Here is a 17143-nt window from a genome sequence, read left to right as displayed (position 1 = left end):
TAGCGTTCCGTTCGGCCGCCCGCCCAATCCCGGAGGATCGATGTTCACCAGTCCCGACGAGGTCGCCGCTTACATCCGCGACAACGACGTCGAATTCGTCGACGTCCGTTTCTGCGACCTGCCCGGCGTCATGCAGCACTTCACCATCCCTGCGTCGACGTTCGGCGAGGACACCTTCAGCGATGGCCTCGGCTTCGACGGCTCCTCGATCCGCGGGTTCCAGGCGATCAACGAGTCGGACATGCTGCTGCTGCCCGACGCCAACAGCGCCTTCGTGGACCCGTTCCGCAAGCACAAGACGCTGAACGTCAACTTCTTCATCCACGACCCGATCACGCGTGAGGCCTACAGCCGCGACCCGCGGAACGTGGCGAAGAAGGCGGAGGCCTACCTGGCCGCCAGCGGCATCGCCGACACCGCGTACTTCGGCCCCGAGGCGGAGTTCTACGTGTTCGACTCGGTGCGGTACGACACCTCGATCAACGAGGGCTACTACCACATCGACTCCGAAGAGGGCTCCTGGCGTTCCGGCGCTCGGACCGAGCTCGACGGCAGCCCCAACCGCGGCTACAAGGCGCGCCCCAAGGGCGGCTACTTCCCGGTCGAGCCCTACGACCAGCAGAGCGACCTGCGCGCCGACATGATGCTGAACCTGACCAGGTCGGGCCTGGAGCTCGAGCGCGGCCACCACGAGGTCGGCACCGGCGGTCAGGCCGAGATCAACTACAAGTTCGACACGCTGCTGCGCTCGGCCGACAGCCTGATGCTGTTCAAGTACGTCATCAAGAACACGGCCTGGGCCGCCGGCAAGACCGCCACCTTCATGCCCAAGCCGCTGTTCGGCGACAACGGCTCGGGCATGCACTGCCACCAGAGCCTCTGGAAGGACGGGCAGCCGCTCTTCCACGCGGAGACCGGCTACGCGGGCCTGTCCGACATGGCCCGCCACTACATCGGTGGCCTGCTGGCCCACGCTCCGTCGCTGCTGGCCTTCACCAACCCGACGGTCAACAGCTACCACCGCCTGGTGCCCGGCTACGAGGCCCCGATCAACCTGGTCTACTCGGCCCGCAACCGCTCGGCCTGCCTGCGCATCCCGATCTCCGGCGACAGCCCGAAGGCCAAGCGCATCGAGTTCCGCGTGCCCGACCCGTCGGCCAACCCGTACCTCGCCTTCTCGGCGATGCTGATGGCCGGCCTCGACGGCGTGAAGAACAAGATCGAGCCGCCGGCGCCGGTCGACAAGGACCTCTACGAGCTGCCGCCCGAGGAGGCCCTGGGCATCGAGAAGGTTCCCGCGTCGCTGGACGCCGCGCTGGACAACCTCGAGACCGACCACGAGTACCTGATCGACGGCGGGGTGTTCACGCCCGACCTGATCGAGACGTGGATCGAGTACAAGCGGGAGAACGAGATCGACCCGATCCGTCTCCGCCCGCACCCGCACGAGTTCGCGATGTACTACGACATCTGATCGGAGGGGGCGACACCGCCCCTGACCTGCACATTCGCGCAGCCCCCGCCAGGGTTTTCCCCGGATTCCCCCTGGCGGGGGCTGTGCTGCGCCCGGCGCCGTTCCCGCGCATCCCCGTGGCTAGCGCGACGGATGCGTCACCAGAGACCCGGATCGTCCGAGCGACTGCCGTGCTCGCCGGGGTCCGGACCGACAGTCCGGTGAACATCGACCTGTCGGTCCCGATCTGGACCATCGAGCACGTCGCGGCCGCCTTCCACCTCTCGGTGGACGCCGCCCGCGATTACACCTACCGCGAGGACTTCCCCGCCCCCGCGCCGGCTTCTCCCGCAACCTGTGGACCCGCCAGGAAGTCCTGGACTGGTTCGCCGGGCTGCCGCCCAGGCCGCGGGGCCGCGCCGGCCGCGGCACCGTCAGCACGGCCACCGTCACCCGCACCGCACCGCGCCCCGCCCCCGCCCCGCGTTCGGTCAGCACCCGCCCGGTCGGTGGCCGGCCCGCCGGCGCGCCCAAGTCGTACACGCCGAGGCGGAAGTGAGCCCCGCGCGCCGCCCGCCGGTCGAGACGATCGGCGTGGTCGACATCTACGCCCCGACCAGCACCCTGTACTTCCGGCTGAAGTGGACCGAGCCCGACGGCGCTCCCGGCGACACCAGCGGGGGCCGGACGCTGGACGGGGCGCGGCTCAAGGCGGCCGAGATCGACGCCCGGGTGAGCACGGCCGCCGGGCCGCTCGCAGTGACTTCGCTCAAGGTGATGGTCAAGCAGTTCCTGTTCGAGGCCCGCAGCCCGTACAAGGACAAGGCGCCGTGGAAGGGTTCCTACCTGGACAAGGTCACCGAGGCCATGCACCGGTGCATCCGCAAGCACGAGCACTACCGGGCCATGGACGTCGACCGTCCGATGTGCGACAAGATGCGCGCCCAGGCCGGCACGCGGACGGCGGTCACGCAGAACACGACCGCCCTGCGGGCCTTTCTGCTGTGGGGTCAGCAGAACGGCTACTTCACCGTCGCCCAGGCGGAACTCCTGCCCGAGGGGGCCGCCCAGCCGGCGCCTTCAGTCCTGGGCACTCCGGCGCCAAAGCGCCGGCGCCGGGCCCGCCGCGTCGGCGAGCACGAGGAGTACGTCCGCGACGAGGACGCCCCCTCGCTCGCCCAGGTGATCGCGCTCCGGGAGGAGTTCGCCGCGGCCCGTCGGGCCTGGGGCGCGCTGGCCGTGGAGCTGAGCAGCGGGTCGGGGCCGCGCTGGGGCGAGGAGTTCCAACTGACCGCCTACGACGTGCACCTCGGCGGCTGCTGCCGGATGGCCAAGACCCGCCGGAACAGGAACGGGCACGGCGCGAAGGGCAAGAAGGACAGGAAGGACAAGAAGAGTTTCCGGCCGCACATCCACATCGACTGGCAGATCGACGCGGCCGCGACGGCCGATGACTCCAACGGGCGCCGCTGCCTGCCGAAGGGGGACAAGCGTCGGAGCGTGGCCATCCCGAAGAAGACGTTCACCGGCTATCCCCTGCGTGCCGAACTCGCCAATCGGGTCGGCGAAGCGCTCAAGGAGCAGGCTGCGGGGACTAATCCCGAGGCGCTGCTGTTCCCCGCCGAAGGCGGCGGCCTGCAGTGGCACACCTCCTTCAGCAGCGACCTGCTGCACCCGGCGATGGACCGGGCGGACTGGCCACTGGAGCACTGGACCGAGGTCCGCGACGAGTGGTCCGAGCAGACCCGGTCGTACACGCGCGTCGAGCGCAAGCGGACGATGGCCCACCTGCCGTGGCACTCGCTGCGCCACCGGTTCGCCCGGTGGATGATCGACCGTTTCGGCCTGCCCTCTGGTGAGCTGATGGCGGTCGGCGGCTGGGAGAACATCGCTACCGTCGCGAACCGGTACTACAAGTCCGGCCAGGAGCACGAGGACAGCGCCCTCGATCGAGTCGAGCGCGGATAGTGCTCGGCCGAGGTCATCCGAAGCCCCGCCGGTTCTCAGCCGGCGGGGCTTCGGCTTGTGCGGCGACCACAGCGGCCTGCCGACCGGCGCGGTTGGGACGGCGTCGCGTGGCTGGAGCTGAGCCCCACGGGTGCAACGCGAAACCGCATGATCTCGGCAATCCGGTGGATCTGGCAGCCCGGGGCAGTCCGCGTCCGGCCATCGCCCCCGGCGGTCGTCTCGTCCCGGGTGTCGTGCCGCATCTTCCACGCCGGGGACGACCTGGTGCTCACTGCTTGGTTGTCACGCAGATCGGCGCACCACTGGACGTCACCCTGGACGAGCTGCCGCTTGAGCTGGTCTACACCGCAGGCGAGCAGCCCGCCGTTGGTCGAGGGCGGCTGATCCGAAGCCGCTCGTGGGATTGCGCTGCTGGCTCCGGGCACAGCCGCTATAGGGGCTGGTCCGGGGTGAGCTCGGTGTGCCGCCGGGCGAGGAAGGCGGTGTCGGCGGCGGTCCGCGCCAGCGCAGCCGCCTGGCCGTAGGCTGCGGCGGCCTCATCGCGTCGTCCCAGCCGCTCCAGCATCGATCCGCGCGCGGCGTGCAGCAGGTGGTACCCGGCCAGGTCCCGCGCCAGGTCGTCGAGATGCCGAAGGCCCGCCGCCGGGCCTTCGGTCTCGGCGACCGCCACCGCCCGGTTCATCGCCACCACCGGCGTCGGCATCACCGCGAACAGCCGGTCGTAGAACCGGACGATCGCCGCCCAGTCGGTCTGCTCGTAGCGGGGTGCGGCGCAATGGAGCGCCTGGATCGCCGCCTGCAGCTGGAACGGGCCCAGCCGACGGCGGCGCAGGCACGCCAGCACCAGTCCCTGCCCCTCGGCGATCAGCGAACGGTCCCACAGTGACCGGTCCTGGTCCTCGAGCTGCACGACGTGGGCTACGTCGCGGCGGGCCGGCATCCGGGCGTCGCTGAGCAGCATCAGGGCCAGCAGACCCGCGGCCTCGGGTTCGCCGGGCATCAGCCCGACCAGTACCCGGGTCAGCCGGATCGCCTCGGCCCGCAGGCCCCGCCGCCCGAAGTCGTCGGCACCGGCGTTGTAGATGAGGTACAGGACCGTCAGCACGGCCTGCAGGCGGCGCGGCAGGTCGGCGTGGTCGGGGACGCGGTACGGGATGTTCGCCGCCTTGATCTTGTTCTTCGCGCGCACCAGCCGCTTGGCCATGGTTGCGTCGGTGACAAGGAACGCGGCTGCGACCTCCGCGGGGGTGAGCCCGGCGACCAGTCGCAGGGTCAACGCCACCTGGTGCTCGAGCCCCAGGGCCGGGTGGCAGCAGGTGAAGATCAACCGCAGTTGGTCGTCGGGCAGCGGTCCCGGCACCTCCGGGCCCGGGGCGCGCTCGGCCTGGAGGTGATCGGTCGCGATCTGCTCGGTGAGCCGACGGCCCCGCCGCTCCCGGCGGACGACGTCGGTGGCCCGGTTCCGTGCGGTGGCGACGATCCAGCCGGCGGGGTTGTCCGGGAGACCGTCGCCCGGCCACCGGTCCATGGCGCGGACGAACGCGTCCTGGACGGCGTCCTCGGCGAGCGAGAGGTCACCGAAGACCCGGGTGAGCGTCGCCACGGCCTGACCGTGCGCCTCCCGGAACGCGCGCTCGACGTCGTCCATCCGGCGGCTCCGTCAGTGGCCGCCGGCCTGCAGCCGCCCGGTGGCCCGGAACGGGCGCACCTCGATGTCGTGGCCGATGGCCTCGACGACCTTCTCCGCCCACGACAGCGCCTCGTCGAGGTCCTCGGCATTGACGATGTAGAACCCGCCGATGTGCTCCTTCGCCTCCACGAAGGGCCCGTCGGTGGTCACCTTGTCGCGGCCGGTGCCACCCCGCACCACGGTGGCCGCGTCGGGACCGTGCAGCGCACCGCCGAACGCGAACGCCCCGGACCGGTCCATCTCCTCCTCCAGGGCGATCACCCGGCCCATGAAGGCCTGCATCTCCTCCGCCGTGGCGGGCGCTCCGTCCACCTGTCCTTCCACCTCGTACACCGACAGCAGGTACTGGTTCATCTTCACTCCTCACGTCCGCGGGAGGATCCCGCTCCGATCTACTGACGAACAGCACGGGGCGGATGAGGACACTCCGGCACGGGAACCCGGCGGGCAACCCTGCCACCGGCGCGAAAGGGAACCCGGGAACGTCCCCGGCTGCCGCTGGATTCCGGGCACGAACTGCATCGACCTGCTGTACGCCCTGGTCGAGGAGCTGCGGGCCGGCGGTCCCCGGGGACGGACGGCGCGGCTGCTGGCCGACCATTTCGAGGTCAGCGCCCGCACCCAGTGGCGTCGAGGGCGAGCAGCCGGGTGACGACGAGGATCTTGACCAGCCAGCTGTGTACTTCGGCGCGCCGGGACCGGGACTGGCGACGAGCGACCGACCGTCGGCGTCCAGGACGACCACCGTCATCCAGCCGCCGGCGCGGGCCGCAGCCGCCTGGACCTCGGTCAGGACCCGGCCCTGGTCGACAGGATTGTCGCAGAAGGCAGCGCGGCGGCGGCGGTCGCGCCCGTGACGCAGCAGCCCAGGACCACGACCGCCATCACGCTGGCAGCCCCTGTCGAGGCGGCGAGCGCCGGCAGCCAAGCGCGGTGGCGGAGGCGTCGACGGGCGGTAGGCCGGCGGGCCTGTGGAGCGCCGGCAGCACGGGCGCGCCGGCGCAGGAACAGCCAGATGACCGCGACGACGACGGGCACACCGGCCAGGGCCACCATGTCGTTCAGGAGCGCCGCGGCGGCGCCGGCAGCAGCGCCCGCCGCAACCAGACCCCACGACCACAGCAGCGCCGCGGGAACCGTTCCCCGCAGCATGATCGACAGCGGCACCCCGGATCGGGCGGCGATGCGCGGTGCGAGCGTCCGCGACCCGGTGAAGAGCTGCGACATCCCCGCCACCCGCACCGGCCGCCCCGCGACGGCGTCCGACCACGGCCCCGCCGCCCGGTCGACCAGGTCCCGCATCCGACCCGGTAGCAGCCGCCCAAGCGGCCCGCCGGTCGGCAGGAGCGTGCCGGAGCCGGCGCGCGCGGCGAAGCAGTGACCGAGCGCAGCGCCTCCCACCGTGGCGGCGGCCACGGTCAGGGCGGCCACCGGCAGCGGGACCAGCCCGGCGCCGACGAGGACACCGAGGCCGATCACCAGCGACGAGCCGGGCAGCACCAGCCCGACGAGCAGACCGGACTCGGCCACGAGCACGACGGCGACCACCGCCGTCACCGTGCACGCGGGCAAGCCGCTGACCCAGTCCATCAGCCTGTGCCCGGCCCGGCGGCACCGGCCCCGGTGGCCGACCCGGCAGCCCGGGCGGGTGGTGCCAGGTTGCGCAGCCCCGCGGGTGGTCAGGCGGCCAGCGCGTACGGCTGTTGCCCGGCAGGAGCGCCCAGCAGCCGCCCCAGCTGGAAATCAGGCCGCTTCCAGCTGACCTACGGGCCTGGGCTCGGTGCCCCGCCCCGGGCCGGGTGGACCACGAGGTACAGCCGGTCGAAGGAGCTGCGGCACCGCTGGCACTCGTCGTGCCGCTGCGTCACGTCCCCGGGCCGCGGAGAGCAGCGGTGGCCTGCCACGCAGACGAGAACGACCGGGCGTCCGCGTCGACGTAGCGCGCCCCGGGGCGGCGAACGACCGCTCGGCCTGCCGATGGGACAGTCGGGTGGGTCGACGTCGGCGACGGGCGTCGGTCGGGTCCACGGCCGCCACAGAGCTGGGTGAGGACCTCCTCCCCGTCCTCACGGATGAAGCCCGGGTCGGGCGGAGAACCGTCGGGGTCTCGTGCAGCATCGGGGTGGCGGTGGCGGCACCGCATTGTGACGTTCGACGATGTCCTCCGCACCGCCGGCGGAGCCATGTACGCCGCGAAGGACGCCGGCCGCGGACGCGTGCACACAGCCGGTCTGCTCCGACTGCGCTGACCTCGCTGTCGCGCCCCACCGGTCGCCCACGCTTCCGGACCGCGTCGTCCGCAGCGCCGCCGATGATCACCGACACCGGGCTGCTCAGGGTGCTGATGCGGATCCGGACCGGGCGAGCGACGGTCTGGGCAGGGAGGCCGTGACCTCGGGAGGCGCCTCCGCCCGGGTGTAGTCGATCCGCGCCCAGGCGACCTTGCGGGTGCCGTCGACGTACCAGCCGTGCGCTCCGCAGATCTGCCCGACCAGGTACAGGCCCAGGCCACCGTCCGCGGCGTCCCGATCGACGGCCGGGGTCGGCGGCGTACTGACGTCGGTGTCCCCCACCTCCAGCAGCCAGTAGTTGCCGAAGCTGCACACGGTGATGTCCACAGGAGCGCCGCCATGTCGCAGCGCGTTGGAGCCGATCTCCTCGAACACGAGCAGCAGCCGCTCCACGGCCCCGCCGTCGGCGCCGGCCGCATGCTGCAGGTCTGCGGCGAGCCGTCGTCGGGCGCGCGTCAGGTCTGCGATGCCGGCCGGCTCCCACCGTCCGACGAGGACGGTGTCGGCGCCCGTCGGCGGCGGATGGCGGTGGCCCCACAGGTCGTTGCCCAACGTGCCCTCCGAGGATCGACCGACTGTGGTGCATGAGCCGGCCCCGGCTGTCCGGCGGCGCCCAGGCTGTGGTCGGCGGCGTACAGCCGCCGAACTCGCGACTGACGACGCTAGCCCCTCACCGATGGCCGCCGGTACTCACACCCGTCTCGGTCTGCTCCGCGTCGGCCGTCGCCGCGGCCGGGAATGGCTAGTCCGGCATGCCGACCCCCGGAGGGACGACGCCGGATGGTCGACGCCCGAGTGCGCCGCCGCGCGCGATCCGCCGGTTCACCTGCGTTTCTCCGCAGCAGGGACATCAGAGGTCAGTCGGCCGGCACGTTCGGTGGCACCCGCTCGGGACCGGCCTCGGCCGGGCGCGGCCGGTCCTGCGGGTGCAGTCGCACCGCGACCAGAGCGACGTCGTCGTCGGGCGCGTCGGGCAGCATGCGGGCCAGCAGTTCGTCGCACAACTCGTCCAGGTTCCGGCCGGCGAGCTGGGCCAAGGTGTCCTGCAGGCGGGCCGTGCCGGCATCGAGGTGGGAGTCGCGGCGTTCGACCAGCCCGTCGGTGTAGAAGAGCACGACCGTGTCGCGGCCCAGGTGCACCTGGGACTCGCGGCGCGGGGCTGTGGCGTCCACCCCGAGCAGCAGATCGGTGTGGGCGGTGGTGAGTGCGGTGACCGAGCCGTCGGATCCGACCGCCATCGGCGGCGGATGCCCGGCGTTCGACCAGCAGAGCCGGGTCAGCCCGTCGGCGCGTTCTTCGTCGGTCTGCTCCAGCCGGGCGACGACCGTGGTCGCCAGGATCGGCGTCTGCAGGGTCTCCATCACCTGCTCCACCTGCCTCAGCACCGCGGCCGGCCCATCGTGGTCCAGCGCGCCGAGGGTCCGCACGATGCTGCGGATCTGTCCCATCGCCGCGGCGGCCTGCACGTCGTGGCCGACGACGTCGCCGATGACCAGCAGCGTCGCGCCGCTGGGCTGCATGAACGCGTCGTACCAGTCCCCGCCGACCTGCGCGGCCTGCGCCGCGGGCACGTACCGGACCACGATCTGCAGGTGGTCCGGTTCCGGCGGCGGGGTCAGCAGGGACCGCTGGAAGCCTTCGGCCAGATCCCGCTGCTGCCGGAACAACCGGGCGTTGTCCAGGACCAGGCCGGCGCGGCCGGCGACGTGCCGGGCGGTGTTGAGGTCTTCGGGGGTGAACGGGCCACGGCCGGCACCGTTGGCCAGGGTCATCAGCCCGACCGGGCCGGTGCGCCCGGGCAGCGGAAGGACGGTCATGGCTTCGGGTGCCAGCGCCCGGATGGCCTCGTGCGTCGGGCCAGGGGTCAGCATCGTCAGCGCGTGCGCGGTGGCGCCGGTCCCGACCAGCTGCAGCCGCCCGGTGCGCATCGCCCGGACGACGATCGCCTCGTCGCCCAGCGCGCCCAGCCGCGCCTGCGCGTAGCCGTCGAGGACCGGCCGCATCGCCGGATCGACGTGCTCCGCGGCGGCCGGGCGCAGGCCGCGGCGGGAGCCGGCGGCCTGGTCGTCGTCGACGAGGGTGACGATGCACCAGTCGGCGACCGCGGGCAGCACCAGCCGGGCCAGGCGGTGAGCGGCCTCGTCGGCATCCAGGGTGCCGCTGAGCTCCTCGGTGATCCGGCTGAGCAGCCGCTCCCGGGCGGCGGCCTGCTGAGTCTGCTGCTGCGTCAGGGCGCGGTCGGTGGTGTCGTGCACCACCCCGACGAGGTGTCCGGTGGCGCCTTCGGCGCCATCGACCACCTGCCCGCGGGCGGCGACCCACCGGTGAGAGCCGTCGGCGAGCACGATGCGGTACTCGGCGTCGTAGATCCCGCCGGTGTCGACGGCGTGCTGAACGCGGGCGCGGACATCGGCGACGTCGTCGGGGTGCACATGGGCGTAGACGTCCTCCGGGCGGCCGGTGAAGGTGTCCCGGTCCATCCCCGACAGCTCCAGCAGGCGGTCGTCGACGGTCAGCGCGCCGGTGGCGAGGTTCAGGTCGAAGGTGCCGACCTTCCCCGCGTCCAGCGCCAGCGCCCACCGGGAGCGGTCGATCGCCTGCTGCACGAGTAGCCGCTGCGCCCGCTTCGCGGACTTCTGCGCCTCGGCGACGGCGTCATCGGCGCGCTGCTGGGCCGCCCGCAGCCACAGCTCCGAGCTGCACGCCCCGGCCAGATCGGTCAGCACCGCCAGGTCATCATCCGACCAGGTCCGCGGCCGGCTGTCGATGGCGCACAGCGAGCCGACCACGACGCCGTCGCCGTCGGTCAGCGGAACGCCGGCGTAGGCGATGACGCGCAGGTCCGCGATGGCCAGGTTGTCGGCGACCAGCGGGTCGGTGCGGGCATCGGTGACGACGAGCGGAGCCGCCGAGCGCACCACGTGCTGGCAGAACGAGTGGCTCAGCGGCGTCCTGCGCGTCGACTGCCACGGCTCGGGCAGCCCCACCGCGCCGGGGAACACCTGCTCATCGACCGACACCAGCGTGACCAGCGCGACCGGGACGTCCAGCTGACGTCGGACCAGGCGGGCGAACCGCTCGAACGCCGGATCCGACCGCGGGGGCAGCGCGGCACCGGAAGGCAGTGAGCCAGTCACACGTCCCCCCGGCGACAGGGACACGTCGCCGACGTCCCGATGAGTGAGGGCACCAAGGGTACTGGGCTGCTAGTCGGGTCCGACTGAGTTCGTTGGTGCCCGCGAGCGCGCGCCGGGAGGTGCGCCGTACCCGCAGACCAACTCGGGGCCTGTCGGCTGGAGCGCGACCGGGTCGGCGCCCCCACAGCCCGGCCGATGCAGCTCTCAGCTTCACCGTGCGGCGTGGTTTACGAACTCGGACGGATCCCACGCCGCTGACTGCCGACGGCTCCTTCCTGCGCACCGTGAGGGGTGGGCCGACCCGGGCCCACCGACCCCACCAGGAACCGTCCGATGTTGTACCCGACCGCCCCGCTCTCGCCGACCGTCGTCCTCGTCCCCGCCACTGACGGCACGGCACCGCCCGAGTCCCCCGAGCCGACCGCTGAGCACGCCGGGCTGCCGGCCGACACCGCACGCGAGGTGGCGTTCTGGCTCGCCTGGGGTCCGCACACCGTGCGCTGCTGGACCGCCGCCGACGCCCGACGGTCGGCACGCGACCTCCACGAGCGGACCGGCCGCGCCGTGATCGCCGTCGGCGACCGCCAGCACGGGTACGCCGTCCACATCGCTCGTGCTGGCTGATCAGCAGCACAGCGAAGCGGAGCTTCCCGCTACGGCGTCGAGGCATCGTGCCGTCTGAAGGTCGCCGCGTCGGCGCACTTGGCCAATCAGTGGACGCCACCACGGTGACCGTCGGACATCCACCGATGCCCCGCGCGATCGCCGGGGCATCCGGTACCGGCACGCGCCGTCCCAAACGGAGCTCACCTTGTCCCGACCCACGGCGTTCCAACCCACAACGCCCGCTACCCGCACGGCCGCCGCCATCCCCACCCAGCGCAGCTGCCTGCCGCCCCGACCGTCCCGGCCGCCTGAGCAGGACTGGATCACCCTGGTCGCCACCGTCCGGCTGCTCAACCGCCTGCAGGTCGAGAGGGCTCGCCATCACTTCCTCGATGACGCCGAAGCGTTCGCACGCGACGCCGACTGCGCCGAAGAAGACCTCGAACATCACTGGCCGGCCCGCTGGGCCACCCTCAAGCGCCGCATCGCCGGCGAGGTCGCCCGGTGGTGGACGGAGGAACACGGTTCCGACCCGCTCGGCTGCACCGCCTGCCGGATCCAGAACCGGTCAGCCGAACAGCCGATCACCGTGCCGCCGCCGGGTCAGCCCTGGCTGACCTGAACGCAGAGGGCCCCCGCCGCACCGGCGGGGGCCCGCTGGCTACGCGAGTTGCGGGCGATCGCCGGGGGTCCGACAGTCCCGGGCGGGCTCAGTCAACCCGCCGCGTCATCCTCGGCCGGCGACCAGCCCAGCAGCTGCGCCCTCTCCTCGAAGTAGACGACCTCGGCCACGTCCACGATGCCGGTCAGCGTGGTCGCCAGCTCCACACTGCTACCCACCGGCATCGTCCCCAACGTGCTCCTGGTCGACGCCGTGACCCGGACGTCGCCGGCCGCCGTGGCGATCCGCAGCCACGAGTTGCGTACGTGCCGCTGTACCCGTCACCGACCGCGGCGACCCTCCCCCGGACCCGCACCCGGGCGCGCTGGGTGGCGGCCGCGTGCAATCGCGCGCGGGACTTGATCATCGGCAACTCTCGGGCGGACATGCCCTTCCTTCCAGACCCCGGGGATGGCCCCGCTGCCTGGGAAGGTGACGAGCCCGGCAACGAGCGCAATGGGCTTCGCCCCTTACCCGGCGGGACAGCTCATTGCGGACGGCACCGCCCGCGCCGACGGTGCGGGCAATGACCTCCACGCCCCCCGCCATGCGCGTTCCCGTGCCGACCACCGACCCGAGCGCGCCCGTCAGTGCGGCCGATCGGTTCCTCGCCCTGGTCGAGCAGACCCGGGCCGCCGTCGAGGACGCGCTCGCCGCCGACGCCGCCGCACGCCCCCGTCGAGACGACGCCGGGCACACCAGGTCCTCCGAGGACGCCGATGACGCCGCCGGCGCGGAGGACACCGCGGTCCCGCCGACGCAGCTGGAGCAGCTGGTCAGTGGCCTGCTCGGCGGCCACGACGTCGCGTGGGTCCCGGTGAGAATCGTCGGCTGAGCCGAATGAAATCTCCTACCGGGCTGCACTTGCTGACCGACGAGTTCCCGTCCACGCGGGTTCGCGGCTGTCCCAGGACTGACGCGATGCCGGGTTGATTGTCAGGCGGAAGACGGCGCGCACGGTGCCCCGCAGCCGGGACCAACCCGGGGGATCTCACGGAGACACCAGTGAACAGCAGCACCTACGGGTCGACCTACCACGGCATCGCCAGTCTGCTCGAGGGCAAGCTGCCCCCGGAGGCCTGGACCGGCGTCGCCTTCCGGGTCAGCGCCCGCAGCGCCGACGAGCTGAAGAAGAACATCAAAGCCGCGACGAAGAAGCTCGGCGCCTTACCGGCGATCGCCTATCTGAAGACCCTCGACGTCGAGGGGCTGCTGCTGGACAGGTCGTCCGCCGGCGACCGGATGCGCCAGCAGGCCGGACTCATCCCGATCCGACGGCAGAACGCCCACCGGCACGCCGTGGCACCGGGCACGCTCATGGGCTACGCCCTGCCCGTGCCGGCGCACGCGACCGTCTTCGTTCTGCTGTTCGAGAGCGCGGCCGAGCCGACCGTCAAGAACCCCGAGGAGCTGCGGACTTCTGGTGCACAGCGCGACGAAGTCCATCGGCGGGCACTCCGACCTGCTGCTCGGCGTCGTGGTCTGCGGGCGCGAGGACGACCGCGAGCGGGTGGCCCGCCGCCGCGAGGTCGCCGGGGCCACCCCCGGCGCGCTGGAGGCCTACCTGGCGCTGCGCGGCGCCCGCACCCTGGCCGTGCGACTGCGCCAGGAGCAGGAGTCCGCCGGTGAGCTCGCCCGCCGGCTTGCCGCGCATCCCGCGGTCGACCGGGTGCGCTACCCGGGCCTACCCGGCGACCCGCATCGCGATCTCGCCGCCCGCTGGCCGACGCCGGCGCCGCCGACGCCGTCTGTGCCGAGCTGCGCGTCGACGCTGGGATGATCGGGACGTTCAACGGCCGCCCGGGCTCGGAGCCCCCGCGTCCGAGGACCGCAACCGGGTCTCCACCCGTAGCCCCGCGTCGCTCGACCGGTGCCCCTGTACAGCCATCACCGCACCTCCTGATGCACTATGTTGCACTGTCGGAGGCAGCGTAGAGGGGTGCGGTGGGGATGACGCAACGGAGGCGGCACTGATGACGGCCGAAGTGGTCGCGGTCAACGAGGTGATCGGGCAGCGGGTTCGGCAGCACCGGATCGCCCGCGGCTGGACGCTGGATGAGCTGGCCGACCGCTCGGGGGTCAGCCGCCGCATGGTGATCACCATCGAGCACGGCGAGGGCAACCCGAGCATCGCCACGCTGCTGCGGATCAGCGACGCCCTCGGTGTCGGGCTGCCCGTCCTGGTCGACGTCGAGCGCCCGCACGCCCTCACCGTGACCGCGGCCGGGCGGGCCCCGGTGCTGTGGCACGGGGACCACGGCGGGCAGGCGGTGCTGGTCGCCGGCACCCAGCCGCCCGACGTCGTCGAGCTGTGGGACTGGTCGCTGCAGCCGGGCGATGCGAACACCAGCGAGGCGCACAGCGCCGGCACCCGGGAACTGCTGCTCGTCCTGGAGGGCGCAGTCGACCTGCGCGTCGGTGACCGGACCGAGCGGTTGACCGTGGGCGACTCCGCGGCCTTCGCCGGTGACGTCGCCCACGGCTACGCCAACCCCGCCGACGCCACCGGCCCCGCCCGTTTCGCCCTCACCGTGTTCCAGCCCCACGTCACCGGGAGCCATTCATGACCGACCCCCAGCAGTGGCTCGCCGCCGCCACCGTCGACGACGCGGTGTTCGCGCTGCGGCCGGACTACCGCGTGGTGCTGCTGACCGCCGACGGCCTGCAGGGCGGCCCCAGCGACGAGTCCAGCGAACAGGTTCTTGCCGCCGCCGAGGCGATCACGCGGGAGCGGCTCGACGGGCGCAAGCCCGAGGAGCTGCCGCACCTCGCCGCGTGGCGGGAGGCCTACCGGGCCTTCGGCGCCAAGCCGCAGCGCACCCGGCCCAGCGTCGAGGCGCTGATGCGCCGGATCGACCCCGGCGGCCTGCCGCGCATCGACCGGATCACCGACGTCTACAACGCCGTCTCCATCGCCTCCATGCTGCCCTTCGGTGGGGAGGACCGCGCCGCCTACGCCAGCCCGCCGCGACTCGTCCGCGCCGACGGCACCGAGGCCTTCGACACCACCGCCGGCGGCGAGGCGGTCGTCGAGCACCCGGAGGTCGGCGAGGTCGTCTGGCGCGACGACGCCGGCGTCACCTGCCGCCGCTGGAACTGGCGCCAGTGCACCCGCACGGGCATCACCACCGCCACCACCAGTGCCGTCTTCATCCTCGACGTGCTCGACCCGCTCACCGATGACGACGCACACGCCGCAGCCGACGCGCTCACCGAGGGCCTGCTCGCCCACAGCCCGGACGCCACCTTCCACCGCCGGCTGATCACCCGCGCCGACGGAAGTGCACCGTGCTGATCCACCCCCGGGACGACGCCCACGATCACCTGTGGCGCGCCCGGCCGGCCGACGGGTGAGCGCAACGCTGGACACCAGGCCTCGTCCCCGCTGGGGTGTCCGGTTCAGCCGGCAGGAGATGGCGCTGATCGCCGTCACCGCCGTCTGGGGCGCCACGTTCCTCATCGTCCACCTCGCCATGCAGCACGGCGCGCCGCTGCTCTTCGTCGGCCTGCGCTTCCTCGCCGCCGGCGCGATCAGCCTGGTCATCTTCCGCCGGACGCTGACCGGGCTGACCCGGCGGGAGCTGGGTGCCGGCGCGGCGATCGGCGTGACGATCTTCGGCGGCTACGCGCTGCAGACCATCGGCCTGCAGACGATCCCCAGCAGCACCTCGGCGTTCCTCACCGCGCTCTACGTCCCGCTCGTGCCGCTGCTGCAGTGGGCGGTGTTCCGCCGCGCACCCAAGCCCGCCGCCTGGGCCGGGGTGGCGCTCGCCTTCACCGGACTGGTCCTGCTGGCCGACCCCGGTTCGGCGGGGCTGACGCTGAGCACCGGAGAGATCCTGACGCTGGTCAGCACCGTCGCCATCGCCGCGGAGATCGTCCTCATCGGCCTGTACGCCGGCACCGTCGACCTCGGCCGGATCACCGTCGTACAGCTGCTCGTCGGCGGCGCCCTGTCGGTAGCGATGATGCCCGTCGTCGGTGAGGCCGTTCCGTCCTTCTCCTGGCTCTGGCTCGCCGCCGCGATCGGTCTCGGCGCCGCCAGCTGCCTCATCCAGCTCACCATGAACTGGGCCCAGCGGTCGGTGTCCCCGACCCGGGCCACGGTCATCTACGCCGGTGAGCCGGTGTGGGGCGGCGTCATCGGGCGCCTCGCCGGCGACCGACTGCCCGGCCTCGCCATCGTCGGCGCCGCCCTCATCGTCGCCGGCGTACTCGTCAGCGAGCTCAAGCCCCGGACCCGTGGTGAATCGCCGCCGCGCCGAGATGACGTCGAACCGGCTTGCAGCTGACGGCCCACGAACAGGGCGGAGGGCGTCCAGCCACTCGAGCTCACCGAGGTGGCCGAGTAGTCCGCGGCGCGCGTGTCCCAAGGCCCCACTCGGGGTGGCCCGGCGGGCTGCTGGAGCTGTTCGCGCGCACAGCGGGCACGCTGCGGGCAGCTACGGCGCCGCTGGGTGGGTCACTGCTGCCACCAGCGGAGCGGGCGCCGTGAGCAGATTGCCGGCCGGGCCGGCGACCGCGTGCGCCAGCAGCAGAGACCGGACCTCATCGGCCGTCATCGCCCGCGTGCCGGTCGCACGCGCCTCGACGTCGGCGCGGCTGATCCGGCGGTGCGTGCCCGACCAGCTGTGCGCGAGCTGCCCGGCGTTGCAACTTCCGTGCCAATCTCATGCAACTGCTCAGCTGGCTCATGCAACAGCTCAGCTGGCGCTGCTGACGCGGTGCGTGCACGCGGCCGTCGCCCCGCGCGGGTTCACCGTGACGGTGCTCAAGCCGAACAGCTCGCTGACCGTCGAACCGCTCGACATCACCCTGCTCGGCGAGTACTCCGGCGGGGAGAATTTCACCGCCTGCGTCGCGCTGTACTGCACGCTGGCCCGACTGCGCAGGGTCAACCGCGGCCTCGGGCACGTCGCCGGCACCCTGGTACTGGACAACCCACTGAGTACCGCCAGCCACGCGAGCTGCTGCGGCTGCAGCGCGACGTCGCCGCCGCCCACGGCGTGCAACTGGTGTTCACCCACCGGCGTGGAGGACTTCGGCGCGGTCGGGCAGTTCCCGATCGTGATCCGGCTGCGGAACAGCCCCGGCACGCTCAAGCAGCGCCGCTACGTCACCCTCCAGTCCCGCAGTGGCTCAGCGATCACCGGGCCGGCGAGGACGACGGCATCACTGCGGTCCGCGTCCTCCGCACCGGTGCCGCGAGGTGACCGCACCGGCCGCGCCGGGCGGCGCGGAGCTCGGCGCGCTGGCCGCGCACCTGGCGGGCGTCGTCGCCGCCTTCCGGCGGCAGACCGTCGAGCTCGACGTGCTCTAGCGGGCCGCGGTCGACTT

The 17143-nt window shown here is 72.7% G+C and carries 16 protein-coding genes and 1 pseudogene; 9 read left to right on the top strand and 8 right to left on the bottom strand.

The annotated features are described in order from the left end of the window. The first annotated feature begins 40 nt into the window (after nucleotides 1–40). Both glnA and ABDB74_RS07340 read left to right on the top strand, forming a co-directional pair. Nucleotides 41–1474 carry a type I glutamate--ammonia ligase gene (gene glnA / locus ABDB74_RS07345; RefSeq protein WP_346622921.1) on the top strand — a complete coding sequence of 478 codons (1434 nt, stop codon included), beginning with the start codon at nucleotides 41–43 and terminating at the stop codon, nucleotides 1472–1474. Nucleotides 1475–2008: 534 nt separating this feature from the next. Continuing rightward, complete coding sequence (locus ABDB74_RS07340; RefSeq protein WP_346622920.1) at nucleotides 2009–3421, top strand: hypothetical protein; 1413 nt, start codon at nucleotides 2009–2011, stop codon at nucleotides 3419–3421. 430 nt (nucleotides 3422–3851) lie between these two features. Here ABDB74_RS07340 and ABDB74_RS07335 read toward each other — a convergent pair whose 3' ends face one another. The 6 genes and pseudogenes from ABDB74_RS07335 to ABDB74_RS20675 all read right to left on the bottom strand — a co-directional run. Beyond that, entirely contained in the window at nucleotides 3852–5069 is a 1218-nt protein-coding gene (locus ABDB74_RS07335) for a sigma-70 family RNA polymerase sigma factor (RefSeq protein WP_346622918.1), read from the bottom strand. Nucleotides 5070–5081: 12 nt separating this feature from the next. Further along, nucleotides 5082–5465 (bottom strand): YciI family protein, encoded by a 384-nt coding sequence (locus ABDB74_RS07330; RefSeq protein ID WP_346622917.1) that lies wholly within the window; start codon nucleotides 5463–5465, stop codon nucleotides 5082–5084. A gap of 435 nt (nucleotides 5466–5900) precedes the next feature. Beyond that, complete coding sequence (locus tag ABDB74_RS07325) at nucleotides 5901–6701, bottom strand: hypothetical protein (RefSeq protein WP_346622916.1); 801 nt, start codon at nucleotides 6699–6701, stop codon at nucleotides 5901–5903. Between the two features lie 743 nt (nucleotides 6702–7444). Beyond that, nucleotides 7445–7954, bottom strand: coding sequence for an ATP-binding protein (locus ABDB74_RS07320; protein WP_346622914.1), 510 nt, complete (start codon nucleotides 7952–7954; stop codon nucleotides 7445–7447). Nucleotides 7955–8259: 305 nt separating this feature from the next. Further along, nucleotides 8260–9882 (bottom strand): SpoIIE family protein phosphatase, encoded by a 1623-nt coding sequence (locus ABDB74_RS07315; RefSeq protein WP_407062166.1) that lies wholly within the window; start codon nucleotides 9880–9882, stop codon nucleotides 8260–8262. Nucleotides 9883–10104: 222 nt separating this feature from the next. Continuing rightward, nucleotides 10105–10539: pseudogene (locus ABDB74_RS20675) on the bottom strand (GAF domain-containing protein); the annotation flags it as partial. Between the two features lie 333 nt (nucleotides 10540–10872). Here ABDB74_RS20675 and ABDB74_RS07310 point away from each other — a divergent pair. Further along, nucleotides 10873–11163 (top strand): hypothetical protein, encoded by a 291-nt coding sequence (locus ABDB74_RS07310; RefSeq protein WP_346622911.1) that lies wholly within the window; start codon nucleotides 10873–10875, stop codon nucleotides 11161–11163. A gap of 187 nt (nucleotides 11164–11350) precedes the next feature. Continuing rightward, the gene (locus ABDB74_RS07305; RefSeq protein ID WP_346622909.1) at nucleotides 11351–11767 is read left to right on the top strand and encodes a hypothetical protein; all 417 of its coding nucleotides are present in this window, start codon (nucleotides 11351–11353) and stop codon (nucleotides 11765–11767) included. 92 nt (nucleotides 11768–11859) lie between these two features. Here ABDB74_RS07305 and ABDB74_RS07300 read toward each other — a convergent pair whose 3' ends face one another. Then, nucleotides 11860–11985: a hypothetical protein gene (locus ABDB74_RS07300; RefSeq protein WP_346622908.1), complete on the bottom strand. Its 126-nt coding sequence runs from the start codon at nucleotides 11983–11985 to the stop codon at nucleotides 11860–11862. 347 nt (nucleotides 11986–12332) lie between these two features. Between ABDB74_RS07300 and ABDB74_RS07295 the strand changes: the two genes are divergently transcribed. The 5 genes from ABDB74_RS07295 to ABDB74_RS07275 all read left to right on the top strand — a co-directional run bounded on the left by ABDB74_RS07295 (nucleotide 12333) and on the right by ABDB74_RS07275 (nucleotide 16098). Further along, the gene (locus ABDB74_RS07295) at nucleotides 12333–12641 is read left to right on the top strand and encodes a hypothetical protein (protein WP_346622907.1); all 309 of its coding nucleotides are present in this window, start codon (nucleotides 12333–12335) and stop codon (nucleotides 12639–12641) included. Nucleotides 12642–13229: 588 nt separating this feature from the next. Further along, a complete protein-coding gene (locus tag ABDB74_RS07290; protein ID WP_346622905.1) occupies nucleotides 13230–13586 on the top strand; it encodes a PLP-dependent transferase in 357 nt (118 codons plus the stop codon). A gap of 193 nt (nucleotides 13587–13779) precedes the next feature. Then, entirely contained in the window at nucleotides 13780–14373 is a 594-nt protein-coding gene (locus ABDB74_RS07285; RefSeq protein WP_346622904.1) for an XRE family transcriptional regulator, read from the top strand. Continuing rightward, on the top strand, nucleotides 14370–15101 hold the full coding sequence (locus ABDB74_RS07280) for a phenylalanine--tRNA ligase beta subunit-related protein (RefSeq protein ID WP_346622902.1): 732 nt from the start codon (nucleotides 14370–14372) through the stop codon (nucleotides 15099–15101). Before ABDB74_RS07285 ends, ABDB74_RS07280 begins: the two co-directional genes overlap by 4 nt. A gap of 55 nt (nucleotides 15102–15156) precedes the next feature. After that, the gene (locus ABDB74_RS07275) at nucleotides 15157–16098 is read left to right on the top strand and encodes a DMT family transporter (protein ID WP_346622900.1); all 942 of its coding nucleotides are present in this window, start codon (nucleotides 15157–15159) and stop codon (nucleotides 16096–16098) included. 411 nt (nucleotides 16099–16509) lie between these two features. On the opposite strand, the gene ABDB74_RS07270 is transcribed toward ABDB74_RS07275, so the two are convergent. Further along, nucleotides 16510–16908 carry a hypothetical protein gene (locus ABDB74_RS07270; RefSeq protein WP_346622899.1) on the bottom strand — a complete coding sequence of 133 codons (399 nt, stop codon included), beginning with the start codon at nucleotides 16906–16908 and terminating at the stop codon, nucleotides 16510–16512. Nucleotides 16909–17143: the final 235 nt, after the last annotated feature.

The sequence above is a fragment of the Blastococcus sp. HT6-4 genome, assembly GCF_039679125.1.
GTDB classification, from domain to species: Bacteria; Actinomycetota; Actinomycetes; order Mycobacteriales; family Geodermatophilaceae; genus Blastococcus; species Blastococcus montanus.
The sequence above is the reverse complement of the archived record's forward strand: the minus strand, read 5'-3'. Positions and strand labels throughout refer to the sequence as shown.